Origin of the sequence: Paraburkholderia fungorum (genome assembly GCF_046027215.1) — a bacterium.
Lineage (GTDB): Bacteria > Pseudomonadota > Gammaproteobacteria > Burkholderiales > Burkholderiaceae > Paraburkholderia > Paraburkholderia fungorum_D.
Map to the genome: position 1 here is coordinate 1,271,298 of NZ_JAQQEN010000001.1, position 12,086 is coordinate 1,283,383.

The 12,086-nt window shown below is 62.5% G+C and carries 12 protein-coding genes; 4 read left to right on the plus strand and 8 right to left on the minus strand.

Annotated elements, in window-relative coordinates; genetic code table 11:
- Positions 1-4: 4 nt before the first annotated feature.
- From PQR27_RS05725 to PQR27_RS05750, 6 genes are all read right to left on the minus strand, one after another.
- Positions 5-1,498, minus strand: a complete 1,494-nt coding sequence (locus tag PQR27_RS05725) for a SulP family inorganic anion transporter (RefSeq protein WP_408522747.1) — start codon at positions 1,496-1,498, stop codon at positions 5-7.
- 114 nt (positions 1,499-1,612) lie between these two features.
- Positions 1,613-2,239 carry a carbonic anhydrase gene (locus tag PQR27_RS05730; protein ID WP_408522748.1) on the minus strand — a complete coding sequence of 209 codons (627 nt, stop codon included), beginning with the start codon at positions 2,237-2,239 and terminating at the stop codon, positions 1,613-1,615.
- A gap of 64 nt (positions 2,240-2,303) precedes the next feature.
- Complete coding sequence (locus PQR27_RS05735; protein ID WP_408522749.1) at positions 2,304-2,600, minus strand: DUF4148 domain-containing protein; 297 nt, start codon at positions 2,598-2,600, stop codon at positions 2,304-2,306.
- 170 nt (positions 2,601-2,770) lie between these two features.
- Positions 2,771-4,210 (minus strand): heavy metal sensor histidine kinase, encoded by a 1,440-nt coding sequence (locus tag PQR27_RS05740; protein WP_408522750.1) that lies wholly within the window; start codon positions 4,208-4,210, stop codon positions 2,771-2,773.
- Positions 4,207-4,890 (minus strand): heavy metal response regulator transcription factor IrlR, encoded by a 684-nt coding sequence (irlR, locus tag PQR27_RS05745; protein ID WP_408522751.1) that lies wholly within the window; start codon positions 4,888-4,890, stop codon positions 4,207-4,209. The genes PQR27_RS05740 and irlR overlap by 4 nt, the downstream gene beginning before the upstream one ends.
- 24 nt (positions 4,891-4,914) lie before the next feature.
- Entirely contained in the window at positions 4,915-5,088 is a 174-nt protein-coding gene (locus PQR27_RS05750; protein ID WP_408522752.1) for a hypothetical protein, read from the minus strand.
- A gap of 283 nt (positions 5,089-5,371) precedes the next feature.
- Between PQR27_RS05750 and PQR27_RS05755 the strand changes: the two genes are divergently transcribed.
- On the plus strand, positions 5,372-5,644 hold the full coding sequence (locus PQR27_RS05755) for a DUF4148 domain-containing protein (RefSeq protein WP_408522753.1): 273 nt from the start codon (positions 5,372-5,374) through the stop codon (positions 5,642-5,644).
- Positions 5,645-5,717: 73 nt separating this feature from the next.
- Here PQR27_RS05755 and PQR27_RS05760 read toward each other — a convergent pair whose 3' ends face one another.
- Complete coding sequence (locus PQR27_RS05760) at positions 5,718-7,094, minus strand: NAD(P)/FAD-dependent oxidoreductase (protein WP_408522755.1); 1,377 nt, start codon at positions 7,092-7,094, stop codon at positions 5,718-5,720.
- Positions 7,095-7,249: 155 nt separating this feature from the next.
- Here PQR27_RS05760 and PQR27_RS05765 point away from each other — a divergent pair, with 155 nt between their 5' ends.
- The 3 genes from PQR27_RS05765 to PQR27_RS05775 all read left to right on the plus strand — a co-directional run bounded on the left by PQR27_RS05765 (position 7,250) and on the right by PQR27_RS05775 (position 11,545).
- Positions 7,250-8,203, plus strand: a complete 954-nt coding sequence (locus PQR27_RS05765; RefSeq protein WP_408522756.1) for a LysR family transcriptional regulator — start codon at positions 7,250-7,252, stop codon at positions 8,201-8,203.
- Positions 8,204-8,470: 267 nt separating this feature from the next.
- The gene (locus tag PQR27_RS05770) at positions 8,471-10,084 is read left to right on the plus strand and encodes a purine-cytosine permease family protein (protein ID WP_408522757.1); all 1,614 of its coding nucleotides are present in this window, start codon (positions 8,471-8,473) and stop codon (positions 10,082-10,084) included.
- 69 nt (positions 10,085-10,153) lie between these two features.
- Complete coding sequence (locus tag PQR27_RS05775) at positions 10,154-11,545, plus strand: NAD(P)/FAD-dependent oxidoreductase (RefSeq protein WP_408522758.1); 1,392 nt, start codon at positions 10,154-10,156, stop codon at positions 11,543-11,545.
- A gap of 124 nt (positions 11,546-11,669) precedes the next feature.
- Here PQR27_RS05775 and PQR27_RS05780 read toward each other — a convergent pair whose 3' ends face one another.
- Positions 11,670-12,041: a cupin domain-containing protein gene (locus PQR27_RS05780; protein ID WP_408522759.1), complete on the minus strand. Its 372-nt coding sequence runs from the start codon at positions 12,039-12,041 to the stop codon at positions 11,670-11,672.
- Positions 12,042-12,086 lie beyond the last annotated feature (45 nt).

Genomic DNA, 12,086 nt, shown 5'->3' on the forward strand with positions numbered 1-12,086 from the left:
TTCGTTAGTTCGCCGGCCAGTGTTTGTACTCGATTTGCACGCCGCTTGCGAGCGCTCTGACTGTATAACTGTCGATCACCCTGCGTACGTCGTGGTCGATATGATCGGCGTGCGTTGCGTCGAGAATCAATGTCGCGCCCGCTGGAATCTGACCAAGATAACGCTTGAGCTGGGGCGTGCAGAAGAAATTTGCGCTCTTACGCACGGTTAGCAGGTAATGATCGCCATTCCGCGTGAAACTCAGCACGCGGCGGATGCTGCGTTCGAGCACGGACACCACGCTCAGCACGAAGCCGATAGCGATACCGGTCAGCAGATCGGTCAACAGCACGCCAACGATAGTGCCGACGAATGGCACGAATTGCGTCATGCCTGCTTTCCCCATCGACACGAACAACTGCGGTTTGGCCAGCTTGAAGCCGGTGTGAATCAGGATGGCGGCAAGGCTCGCGAGCGGAATCATATTGATCACCCCGGTCAAGGCGAGCGTTGCCACCACCAGCATGACGCCATGTGTCACGCACGAGAGACGGCTGCGCCCGCCCGCGTGCACGTTGGCGGCACTGCGCACGACCACGGCGGTAATCGGCAGCGCGCCGATCAGACCAGCGAGTATATTGCCGACGCCTTGCGCTTTCAGTTCGCGATTGGGTGGCGCTTTCTGATGCGCGGGATCGATCTGTTCGAGCGCTTCGAGGCTCAGCAGGGTTTCGAGACTCCCGACAATGGCGATCACCACGGCCACGCGCCATACGGCAGGATTGAACCACTGATTCTGATCGGGGAATGTGAACGCGTGGCTCAACGCGCTCCAGGAACTGAGGTCGGGCATGGCAACACGTTGATCGGACGGCATGCCGGCGCCTCGCGCGAACAGGTCGAAGAGTACGGTCACGGCGATCCCGAGCAGCACCACCGCGAGCGGCGCGGGAATCGCGCGTACAAAGGCGATCCGGCGTAACGCGGGCGTGTCCCATGCTGACATGATCGCGAGCGACCCGAGCGCAAGCGCTATCGGCACGGCGGATAGTTCGCCTGGCACGTTGCCGATCGCAAGCGGCAACTGGTTGAGAATCAGCAAAATGCCGATCGACGCGAGCATGCCGTTGACGACCGGCACCGGCACATAACTGGCCAATCCGCCGGCGCGCAGGAAACCGAACATGATCTGCAGCGCACCGGCCAGCACGAGCGCGCTCAGGAACGCGGAAAAGCCGCCGAGTGTGGCCAGCGCCTGCACGACGATCACCACCAATCCGGCCGCCGGGCCGCTCACGCTGAGCCTCGAACCGCTCAGCAGCGCGACCACGAGTCCGCCGATCACGCCCGCGAGAATGCCGGCGAACGGCGGCGCATTCGAAGCCGTTGCTACACCCAGACATAGGGGGAGCGCGATCAGGAACACGGTTATGCCGGCGAGCAGATCGCTACGCAACGCCGACAGGGGGGAAAGGGAGGGCGAGTCGTGGTGAGGTGGGGTCGGGTTGGATCGTGTCATCGTGAGTTTTGTCTTGAGGGGAGAATCGCGCGGGAAAACAAAAGGCGCGGAAGGTCGGCCGCGGATGCGGCGCGAGCGCCAAGCCGGGGCGTGGTGCTCCGCGTCGGCCGGCATTTAGCTGGCTGCCTGACGAGCATCGTCTGCGCTGTCGAGTGCCCACTGCGGGTCGGTTAGCGCCTTCAGGCGGCCGTCGAGCATCGAAAAGATCCAGCCGTGAATCTGCACTGGCCGCTCCAATTGCTGAATCAGCGGCATCGCATGCAACGCCTTCACCTGGGCAAGCACATTGAGTTCGGCTAGCCGGTCGGCACGCTTTTCGAAGGTTTCGATCGCACGCAATTCTGCTGCGTGCAACGCGCAAAGTTTGCGAATGCCTTCGATGCGGCGATTCACGATCGGCAGTTCCTCCGCGGGCGGCCGCAATGCGGCCTGCACGCCACCGCAGCAGTGATGGCCGCATACGATGATGTGTCGTACCTGCAGCACGACCGTCGCGTATTCGAGCACACTCGTGAAGCTCTCATCGTGCTCCGCGACAAGGTTTGCAATGTTGCGGTGGACGAAGATCTCGCCAGGCATCGAGCGCGTAATGGCCTCGGGCACGCGACTGTCGGAGCAGCCGATCCACAGCACGTCTGGTTGCTGGTTGCTGGCGAGGCGCCGGAAGTAGGCGGGATCGCGGGTATTGATTTCGTCGGACCATGCGAGGTTCTCGACGAGCATGCGTTTCGGGTACGTCATGACGAGCTGCTCCTGGTGGCAATGGTGCATGGATGGGAGAAGACCTCTTGTCGTCGTGTCGGCTTTAGTTGTTGTCAGCCCAGTAGCGCTCCACGATGGCGTGGCGAGTCTTGTTGGCGTCGATAGTCCGCTGGCTCGGCGGATAGTCGGCCTCGGTGTTCGGGATCAGGCCTTGCCTGCGCGCTTCGAGAAGCTCCTCGTGAACCTGCTCACGAGTCTTTCCCACAGGCTGTGGCTGCGCCGCCCGCACGAACGCCGAAGACGCCGCCGTGTTCGGGTTATGCGGCTCGATTTCCGCAATGGCGGAGGCGGACAGCGTGCTGAAAACAATGGCCGTAAACAGGGCATGGTGGTTCGTCATCGTACGCTCCGTAAAATAGTTTGCATGCCGAATGAGTGTCCATCCGGTAGCGTCATTCTGCGGGAGCACGGTGAGATGTCAGTGATGTCGGGATGACAATTCCGTCATCCCACTTTTTGGTACGTCCACATCCGCGGGTGCGCGGCGGCGTCGTGGGACGTAGCCGGTGCCTACACTGCGGGCGGGCGCTTCGGGAAACGCATGCTGAAGGTCGTGCGCACGTACGGCACGCTCTCGACGCTACAGCTACCGTGATGCGCGTCCATGATCGACTTGACGATGGCGAGCCCGAGCCCGGTGCCGCACGCCGAGTTGTGCCGGGCTGGATCAACGCGGTAGAAACGGTCGAAGATACGCGCGACGTGCTGTTGCGGGATGCCTGCGCCGGTGTCCGATACCGACAGATCGACGCAACGATTGATTTCGGCGCAATGCAATTCGATGATGCTGCCGCGCGGCGCGTGGCTTAGCGAATTCGAAACCAGATTGGTCAGCGCGCGCTGTATCAGCAGCACGTCGCCTACAAAACGTGCTTCGCCTGTCACGTGAATTTCGACACCGGCGTCGGCAGCCATGATTTCGTAGTAGCCGGCAATGCGCTGGGCCTCGCGCCGCGCGTCGACCTGCTGCATCGAAAGGCGTCGCTTGGCGAGGTCGGTGCGCGCGAGAAACAGCATGCTGTCGATCAAACGCGCGAGGCGCTGGAATTCGTCCACGCTCGATTCGATCACGGCGCGGTACTCATCGGCAGTGCGCGGCTGGGAGAGTGCGACCTGCGCCTCGGCGAGCAGGTTGGTCAGCGGTGTGCGCATGTCGTGCGCGAGGTCGGAAGAGAACTGCGTCAAACGGGTGAATGATTCGTGCAGGCGCCCGAGCATCCGGTTGAAAGCGCGGCTCAGGTCCTTCAACTCGCCGGGCATCTCATGCACGGGTAGCGGCTGGGCAAGACGGTGGCTGGAAATCTGCTCGGCGCCCGCGGCAAGGCGGCTGAGCGGTCTCAGTCCGAAACGCGTAATCGACCATGCCAGCAAGGTGTTCATCAGCGTGCCGATCACACTGACGAACAACACGTTTAGCGCATACGCGTGCAGGAGTGAGAGCTCGTCAGTGGCGTCGTACTGCACCACGACACGCACCCGTGCACCGGACTGGCCGGCGAGCGGCGCGGTCGCCACCAGAAAGCGCATCGGCGTGTCCGCTACCGTCACGATCACGGGGGCCAGTCCCGCGCGTACTGTGAGCGCTTCCGCGTTGGGCCAATAGCCATTGGTACGCGTGAGTGGGGTGCCGCGCTCGTCGAATAGTGCGACGTCGAGATTGCGGCGGCCGTGCAACTCGTTGTACCAGGTCTCGCGGTCGGCTCTCACCGCCTCGACGTCCGGCATTGTTTGCAGACGCAACTGCAGTGCGCTGAGGGTGGCGGTCATTTCGCGCGCCAGGGTCGTCTCGACACGGGTTTTCAGGCCGTGATAGAGCATCACGCCGCTGAATACCAGCAGCAGGGAGGTCGAGATGGTGAACAGGATGGTCAGCCGAAGCCGCAGCGTGCGCGGCACCAGAGGCGCGAGCGCCGCGCGCAGGGCGGGCGGCAGGTAGAAGGGCGACCTCATTGCGGGGCCGTTCCACGGTCTTCGAGTACGTAGCCCATACCTCGTACCGTGTGAATCAGCTTCGGTTCGTAGTTGTCGTCGACCTTCGCGCGTACGCGCCGGATAGCGGCGTCGACGACATTGGTGTCGCTGTCGAAGTTCATGTCCCACACCTGTGAGGCGATGGTCGAGCGCGACAGGATTTCGCCGCGCCGTCGCATCAATAGCCATAGCAATGCGAATTCCTTGGAGGTCAGCAGGATCGTGTCGGCCTGACGCGTTGCCTTGCGGCGCGTCAGGTCAAGCGTCAGGTTCGACACTTGCAGGAGGGCCGCCTCGCGTCCCTGACCCCGCCGCAGGATCGACCGGACTCGCGCCACCAGTTCGGCGAAGTCGAACGGCTTGCCCAGATAGTCGTCGCCGCCCATTTCAAGTCCGCGCACTTTGTCGCCGACGTCGTCGCGCGCGGTGAGCAGCAATACGGGGGTGGAGTGGGTGCGGCGTAGCTGGCTCAGCAGGGTCCAGCCGTCCAGGCCTGGCAGCATCACGTCCAGGATGATCAGGTCGTAGTCCTCGGTCAGCGCGAGATGTTGGCCGGTCATGCCATCCGCGACCCAATCGACGATAAAACCTGCTTCTGTCAGGCCTTTGCAAAGGTACTTGCCGGTTTTCGCTTCGTCTTCGACTATCAGAATCCGCATGATGCTTCTCCGTATGACGCATGGTCAGCGTATGGTGTGCGCTGTCACGCAGGACGCGTGGCCAGGCGCGACAGCGGACGCGCGGGGCGACGGGTCGGACGGCAGGAAGCCGTCGATCTGTTTCAGCCAGAAGGCGAGCGACGCGATGGCGATGACCAGCGCGGCGAACGCAGTGGAGATGGTTTCATGGCGCGGCATAAACACTCCTTGGGTTGTGACGCGCGCTGGCGATGTGTCGCGTGACCAGCACGATGCCCCGTGCGACGGACCGCCACAGGTAGATAGTGCCCACAAGTGGTGGCCGTCCATCTTAAAAACGCATCGCCGATATCTGCATGAGACCTGGATGACAATTTCGTCATTCAGCGGCGTGGGTAACGGATGAGGGTTGCCGTGCGGATGACGGCTTTTTCACGTGTCGCTCACGTTGGTGCACCGGGCCGCCCTTAGCATGGCGGCTCAGTTAACGGGAGGATAGATAATGCGGAATGCGAAATGGTTGGGTGCCTTCGCACTGACTTGCGTCGGCGTGAGCGCAGCGGTAGCGGTGAATAGCGTTTCCCGTGCCGAACCGGTGCCGTATGAATCTTATCGAGCGCAGGCATCGCAGGCAAAGACCCGCGATCAGGTGAAACGCGAGCTGGCCGCTGCGCGCGCCATGGGCTGCATGGACGTGCCGGATAGCCAATATCCGCAACCGTGTCCGCTGCCTGGGGCCGGGTATTCGCCTGCGGAGGCTTTTGGGAAGGAGTAGAGCGGAATGTCACGCACGCGCGGGGGCGCGATGCCGGCCCGGCGCGTGCATGGTATGCGTGGTGCGAATGGCCTCAATGCAGCCGGATCACCGGTTGCACGCGCCTGCGCAACCAGTGGCTCGCCGTATCGAATGTCATGCGCCCGAAGCCCGTCAGCGTCATCACGTGGCGGCGATAAATGAGCTTATAGACCACAGTCGCGAGCCAGCCGTCTACAAACACCGGCCGCATCAGCAAGCTGCTGCTCAGATTGCCGATCGTGCCCTCGCGGCCGAAGCCGACCAGCGTGCCGGCGTCGCGATACACAAACTCCGGCAGGGTCTTGCCGGCCAGCCGGCACTGCAACGCACGCGCCAGAAACAGTGCCTGCTGATGCGCGACCTGCGCGCGCGGCGCCAGAAAGGCGCCCGCGTTTGCCGCGGGACAGGCCGCGCAGTCGCCGAGTCCGAAGACGTTCGTGTCGTTCGTGCTTTGCAGCGAGCGGCTCACCAGTAGCTGTGCGTTTCGATTCACCGCAAGGCCGTCCAGCGCGCGCATGACCGGTGGCCCGGAGATTCCCGCAGTCCAGATCGCGAGGTCGCTGGCAAGCGGCGCGCCGTCGCTGGTCAGCACTGCGTCGGCGCGTACTTCGGTGACGCGCGTGGCGTTCAATACTTCGACGCCGAGCTTGACAAGCATGCGTTGCGCGCGTGCCGAAATGGTTTCGGTCAGCGCCGGCAGCACACGTTCGCTGCTTTCGATCAGGCGGATCCGGAAGTCACGTACCGGGTCGAGCGAAAACGGGCTGTAGCGGTTCAGCAGGCGTACGGTGTCGCGCAGTGCCGCTGCGAGTTCGACGCCGGTAGCGCCCGCGCCGATGATGTTGATCGACACCGGCGCATGGGCCTGCAAGGGTTGCGCGCGGCGCGCGTGGCTCGCACGCAGACAGGCGTCGAGCAGCTTGCGGCGGAATGCTTCCGCATGCGCCACCGATTCGAGCGGTAACGCATATTCGGCGGCGCCGGGCACCCCGAAATACTGGGTGACGCTGCCCATCGCCAGCACCAGGGTGTCGAACGCGAGTTGCCGTGCGGGCAGGATTTCGCGGCCGTCGGCGTCGTGCAGTGCCTTCACGGTGATGTGCTTTTGCGCACGATCGAGTGCCCCGAGCTCGCCCTGTTCAAATTCGAAGCCATGCCGTTGGGCCTGCACTGCGTACTGCAGCTGATGCGTGGCCGGATCGAGTTGGCCGGACGCGGCTTCGTGCAGCAAAGGCTTCCAGAAGTGCGTCGGCCAACGGTCGACCAGCACGATCCGCGCGGAACCGTTGCGTCCGAGTGTGTCGGACAGACGTGTCGCGAGCCCGAGGCCGCCCACGCCGCCACCCACAATCACGATCCGATGCGGCGCGCCTTTTAGCGCGGCTTGTCCATGCTGCGTGGTCGATGCCTGCTGATCGAGTGCGGCCATGATCCCTTTCCTCCTGAAGTTGTCCTTGCCCGGGCGCCGTTGGCGCGCTCGGGTCATACCGAACATTCGCCGGCCTCATCTGTCAGGGCCAGTATAGAATTGGTGAAAACCGCAGCACAATTTAATGTTTATAAAGAACATATAGGTTTTCACTTATGTTAAAAGCTGCCACCTTCCGTCAATTGAAGGCCTTGCATACCGTCGCGAAGCTCGGCAGCGTGTCGCGCGCGGCCGAAGAATTGCGGCTCACGCAACCGGCTGTGTCACTACAGGTGCGTCTGCTCGAAGACGCCGCGGGCGCGCCGCTGCTGCAGCGGGTGGGACGCGGCGTGCAGTTGACTGCCGCCGGTGAAATCCTTGCGCGCTACGCACTGGAGATTCTCGATTTATGGAACGGCGCAGCCGACGATCTCGCCGCGCTACAGGGCGAGCAGGGCGGCACGCTGCGAATCGGCGCGATCACCACGGCCGAGTATCTGATTCCGCCGTTTCTGGTGCGTTTCACCGAGTTGCGCCCGCAGGTGAAGGTGCAGTTCAAGGTCGGCAATCGCGCCGACATCATTCGCATGCTGGCCACGCATGAGATCGATCTGGCCGTGATGGGCAGCGCGCCGCGTGAATTGCGCACGGTGGCCACCGCGTTTGCGAAGCACCCGATGGCCTTCGTCGCGTCGCCTGCCCATGCGCTGATGAAGAAGAAGCGCCTCTCGCTCGACGATCTGCAAACCGCCAATCTGTTCGTGCGGGAGCGGGGTTCGGGCACGCGCTCGACGGTCGAAAATCTGTTCCGGCTGGCGGGCCTCAAACTGCATATCGGCTCCGAGTTATCGAGCAATGAGGCGATCAAGCAGTTGGTCGAGGCGGGTCTCGGCGTCGCGTTCCTGTCGCTGCATGCGTGCTCGCTGGAGTTTCAGGCCGGACTGCTTGCGCTGCTGCCGTTGCCGGCCAATCCGATCGAGCGCGACTGGTACGTGATGCACGTGTCGGATAAACGCTTGCCGCATGTCGCTAGTCTGTTTCGCGACTTTCTGATCGAGCATGGCATGTCCGGCGCGGTCCCCGTGCCGCTGCCGACCCTTGCCGCGGCGAAGCGGCGGCGCGCAACCTGAGCCGCCATTTCTCACGATTCGCTTCGACGTTTGCGGCCCAAGAAGCCCGGTACGAGTCTCGGTGCGGCCTTCCTTGGTGCCCGGAGAGTCTTTATGGGCGGGGTTTTCAGGTTACATCGCCGGCGATCGAAGTAAAGGTTGGGCGGGCGATATTTTTGCCCGCGCCGATTGTCTTTACAGTGGCGTCCAGACATCTGAAAAAAGTGGACGCCGCATTCCCGTGGCGAGCCATCGTGATCGACCTGGCCGTTACAGGAGTTGGAGACAATGAGCAGCAACAGCATTACTCAAGTCGAAACGTTCGGTTTCGAACGCATTCCGGATCGCTCGCGTTATGCGCGGCCGATCGACCTGTTCCGTCTGCTGTTCGGCGGCTGTAATACTTTTTCGACCTCGGTGCTCGGCAGCTTTCCGGTGCTGCTCGGCCTGTCGTTCAAGGCGGGCGTCTACTCGATCGTGCTCGGCGTGCTGATCGGTTCGTGCATTCTCGCGCCAATGAGCCTGTTCGGCCCGCGTAACGGCACCAGCGATCCGGTTTCGTCCGGCGCGCATTTCGGCATTCACGGCCGGATTGTCGGGTCGTTCCTCGCGTTGCTCACTTCGGTGGCTTTTTTCTCGCTGGCAGTGTGGAGTTCGGGCGATGCGCTGGTGGGCGGCGCGAATCACATGCTCGGCTTGCCGGTCAACTGGATGACGCTGAGCTGCGCGTATGGCCTCTTCGCGGTGCTGGTGCTGACCGTTTGCATCTACGGTTTCCGCTTCATGCTGTGGGTCAACAAGATCGCGGTCTGGGCGGCGAGCCTGCTGTTCGTGGTGGGGATCTTCGCCTTCGCCGGTCCGTTCGATAGCGCCTATGCCGGCAAGGTCGCACTCGGTTCGATCGGTTTCTGGCCGGCCTTCGTGAGCGCCGTGCTGGTTGCGATGAGCAATCCGGTCTCGTTTGCGTCGACGCTCGGCGACTGGGCCCGCTATATTCCGCAGGACACGCCGAAGAAGCGCACGATCCTCGCGGTCATGCTCGCGCAACTCGCCACCTTCGTGCCGTTTTTCTTCGGTCTCGCCACCGCGACGATCATCGCCAGCAAAGCGCCGGATTTCATCGCATCGAATAATTACGTGGGCGGTTTGCTGGCGATCTCGCCGAACTGGTTCTTTCTGCCCGTGTGCCTGATCGCGATCATCGGCGGCATGTCGACCGGCACCACCGCGCTGTACGGCACCGGGCTCGATATGTCGAGCATGTTCCCGAAGCTGCTGAACCGGGTGCGCGCTACGCTGCTGATCGGCAGCCTCGCCATCGGCTTCATCTTCCTCGGACGTTTCGCGTTCAACCTGGTCGAAAGCGTGTCGACCTTCTCGGTGCTGATCAACACCTGCAGTTGCCCGTGGATGATGATCATGATCATCGGGTTCGTGACGCGGCGCGGTTTCTATCTGTCCGACGACTTGCAGGTGTTCAATCGCGGGGGCCGCGGCGGCCACTACTGGTTCACGCACGGCTGGAACTGGCGCGCGATGGGCGCGTGGATTCCGAGTGCGGTGATCGGCCTGTGTTTCGTCAATCTGCCGGATCAGTTCGTCGGTCCGCTCGGTCAGATTGCCGGCGGGCTCGACATCAGCATGCCGGTTTCGCTGACGCTGGCCTGCACGCTGTACATCGCGTTGCTGCAGTGCTTCCCGGAACCGGACGGCGTATACGGGCCACTCGGCCGACGCTGGCTGCGCGGCGGTTCGCAGCGCAATGCGAGCGTGCATCCGGTGGTGCTAGCGGCTAAGCTTAAAGCGGGTACGAGTCGATCGAACCCGCACCCGAAGCCGCAAGCCCAGCGCGCCGCGCAACGCGAACGTGAAGAGGCGCTGGACACGCAGGACGCCGGTTAAAACCGCGCTTCAATGCGGCCGGCTCAGGCAGTAAAAAGCAATGATATTCAAGTCAAGCAGGCAAACAAGATGAGCGAGTCAGTAAAGCGCGCGTTTGAAGGTGTAAAGCTGTTTCCGTTCTGGCTGGACAATCCGCGTGCACCGGCTGTCGAACGGGAACTGATCGGTCCGACTTCGGCGGATCTGGTGGTGGTAGGCGGCGGCTTCACCGGCTTATGGGCCGCGATTCAGGCGAAAGAAGCCGATCCGTCGCTCGACGTCGTGCTGGTCGAAGCGGGTAAGGTTGCGTACGGTGCGTCGGGCCGTCCGGGCGGCATCATTTCCACTTCGGTGATGCATGGGCTGCCGAACGCGACGCGGGTGTTTCCGCAAGACCTCGATGTGCTGGAAAAGCTCGGCCAGGAGAATCTCGACGGCTTCAAGGAATCGTTGACGCGCTACGGCATCGAAGCCGATGTCGAATGGAACGGCGAGATGACGGTCGCGGTCGATCCGGGCCACCTCGGTCATCTGAAAGGCGATTACGAATTGCATGTCGCGCATGGCCACGATGTCGTTCTGCTCGACAGCAAGGGCGCGCGCGAACAACTCGATTCGCCGCTGTTTGCGGGCGCCATGTGGTCGCGCAATCGCAGCGGCACGATTCACCCGGCGAAGCTCGCATGGGGCCTGAAAGCCGTCGCGCTGAAACTGGGCGTACGGCTGCATGAGCACTCGCCGATCACGCGTCTCGAAGATCGCGGCGCCACGATGGTGGTGCATACGCAATCAGGCCGTATCGAAACGCCGCGCGTGTTGCTCGGCACCGGCACGGCGGATGTGGGCGTCAGCGATATCAAGCGCCGCGTGATGCAGGTGCGCGATCACATCATCGCGACCGCGCCGCTCACGGAGGAGCAGATGGCGCGCGTTGGCTGGCAGAATCGCCAGGGCATCTACGATACGCGTACGCAGCTCAATTATTTCCGGCTGACCAAAGACAACCGCGTCATCTTCGGCGGCCGTGTGAGTTATCACTTCGGCGGCGATCCGAACCCGGCGGCGGATCGCGAAGAGAGCACATACTACAGGCTCGCTGAAGCGTTTTATCGCACCTTTCCGCAACTGGATGATGTGCGCTTCACGCATGCGTGGGGCGGTCCGATCGATTACTGCTCGCGTGGCGCCGTGTTCGCACGCCGTTATCACGGCGGCAAGAGCGTGTTCGTCGCGGGTTATACGGGCTTTGGCGTGGCGGGCAGCCGGTTCGGCGCGAAGATGGGGCTCGACATGCTGTGGCATCGCAAGACAGTGATTACGTCGCTCGATATCTCGCGCAAGGGGCCGTCCTACATTCCGCCGGAACCGTTGCGCTGGATCGCCGCGAAGATCACCTTCAATGCATTCGACGGCGCCGATGATCGCGGTGGCTGGCGGCGCCTGTGGATCAATTCGATCAAGGCGCTGGGTTTTCCGATGTAGTCGACGGTGGAACGGGCAGTGCAGTTTCTGATTGCCGCCCACATAAAAAAACCGCACCTTACGGGGTGCGGTTCTTCATGCAGCGAGACAGAAATGAAGCAGCAGTGCAAAAACGCAGTACGTATCAACCGCAGTACACGATGCTGTACTTCTTGGTCGCCACCGGCATATGCCACGTACCCGAGAAGCCCTTGTGCAAGATGAAGGCGTCACCGGCGGCATAGCGTTCGCTGCGGCCGTCGTCGCTGGTGATGACGACTTCGCCTTCGATCAGCACGCACACTTCGTGGATCGGCAGGTCGGCCAGCTTCAGCGTGCCCGCATCGCATTGCCATACGCCTGCGGAGAGCATGTTGGTCGCATCGGAGAAAGCGTTGAACGCGTGCGGCGCTTTTGCGCCTTCGAGAACGACGTCGGCCGGATCGTGCAGGGCGGGATTCAGGCCGGAAGCGCCTGGGCCTTTAGCGTCGATGCGGGTGAATGTGATGGTGCTCATGTTTATCTCCTGGTTGATTGGATCGATGTCGAATCGATGCAGAAC

Coding starts and splice junctions, on each gene's coding strand:
- PQR27_RS05725 (WP_408522747.1), bottom strand. CDS start 1,498: ATGACACGATCCAACCCGACCCCACCTCACCACGACTCGCCCTCCCTT.
- PQR27_RS05730 (WP_408522748.1), bottom strand. CDS start 2,239: ATGACGTACCCGAAACGCATGCTCGTCGAGAACCTCGCATGGTCCGAC.
- PQR27_RS05735 (WP_408522749.1), bottom strand. CDS start 2,600: ATGACGAACCACCATGCCCTGTTTACGGCCATTGTTTTCAGCACGCTG.
- PQR27_RS05740 (WP_408522750.1), bottom strand. CDS start 4,210: ATGAGGTCGCCCTTCTACCTGCCGCCCGCCCTGCGCGCGGCGCTCGCG.
- irlR (WP_408522751.1), bottom strand. CDS start 4,890: ATGCGGATTCTGATAGTCGAAGACGAAGCGAAAACCGGCAAGTACCTT.
- PQR27_RS05750 (WP_408522752.1), bottom strand. CDS start 5,088: ATGCCGCGCCATGAAACCATCTCCACTGCGTTCGCCGCGCTGGTCATC.
- PQR27_RS05755 (WP_408522753.1), top strand. CDS start 5,372: ATGCGGAATGCGAAATGGTTGGGTGCCTTCGCACTGACTTGCGTCGGC.
- PQR27_RS05760 (WP_408522755.1), bottom strand. CDS start 7,094: ATGGCCGCACTCGATCAGCAGGCATCGACCACGCAGCATGGACAAGCC.
- PQR27_RS05765 (WP_408522756.1), top strand. CDS start 7,250: ATGTTAAAAGCTGCCACCTTCCGTCAATTGAAGGCCTTGCATACCGTC.
- PQR27_RS05770 (WP_408522757.1), top strand. CDS start 8,471: ATGAGCAGCAACAGCATTACTCAAGTCGAAACGTTCGGTTTCGAACGC.
- PQR27_RS05775 (WP_408522758.1), top strand. CDS start 10,154: ATGAGCGAGTCAGTAAAGCGCGCGTTTGAAGGTGTAAAGCTGTTTCCG.
- PQR27_RS05780 (WP_408522759.1), bottom strand. CDS start 12,041: ATGAGCACCATCACATTCACCCGCATCGACGCTAAAGGCCCAGGCGCT.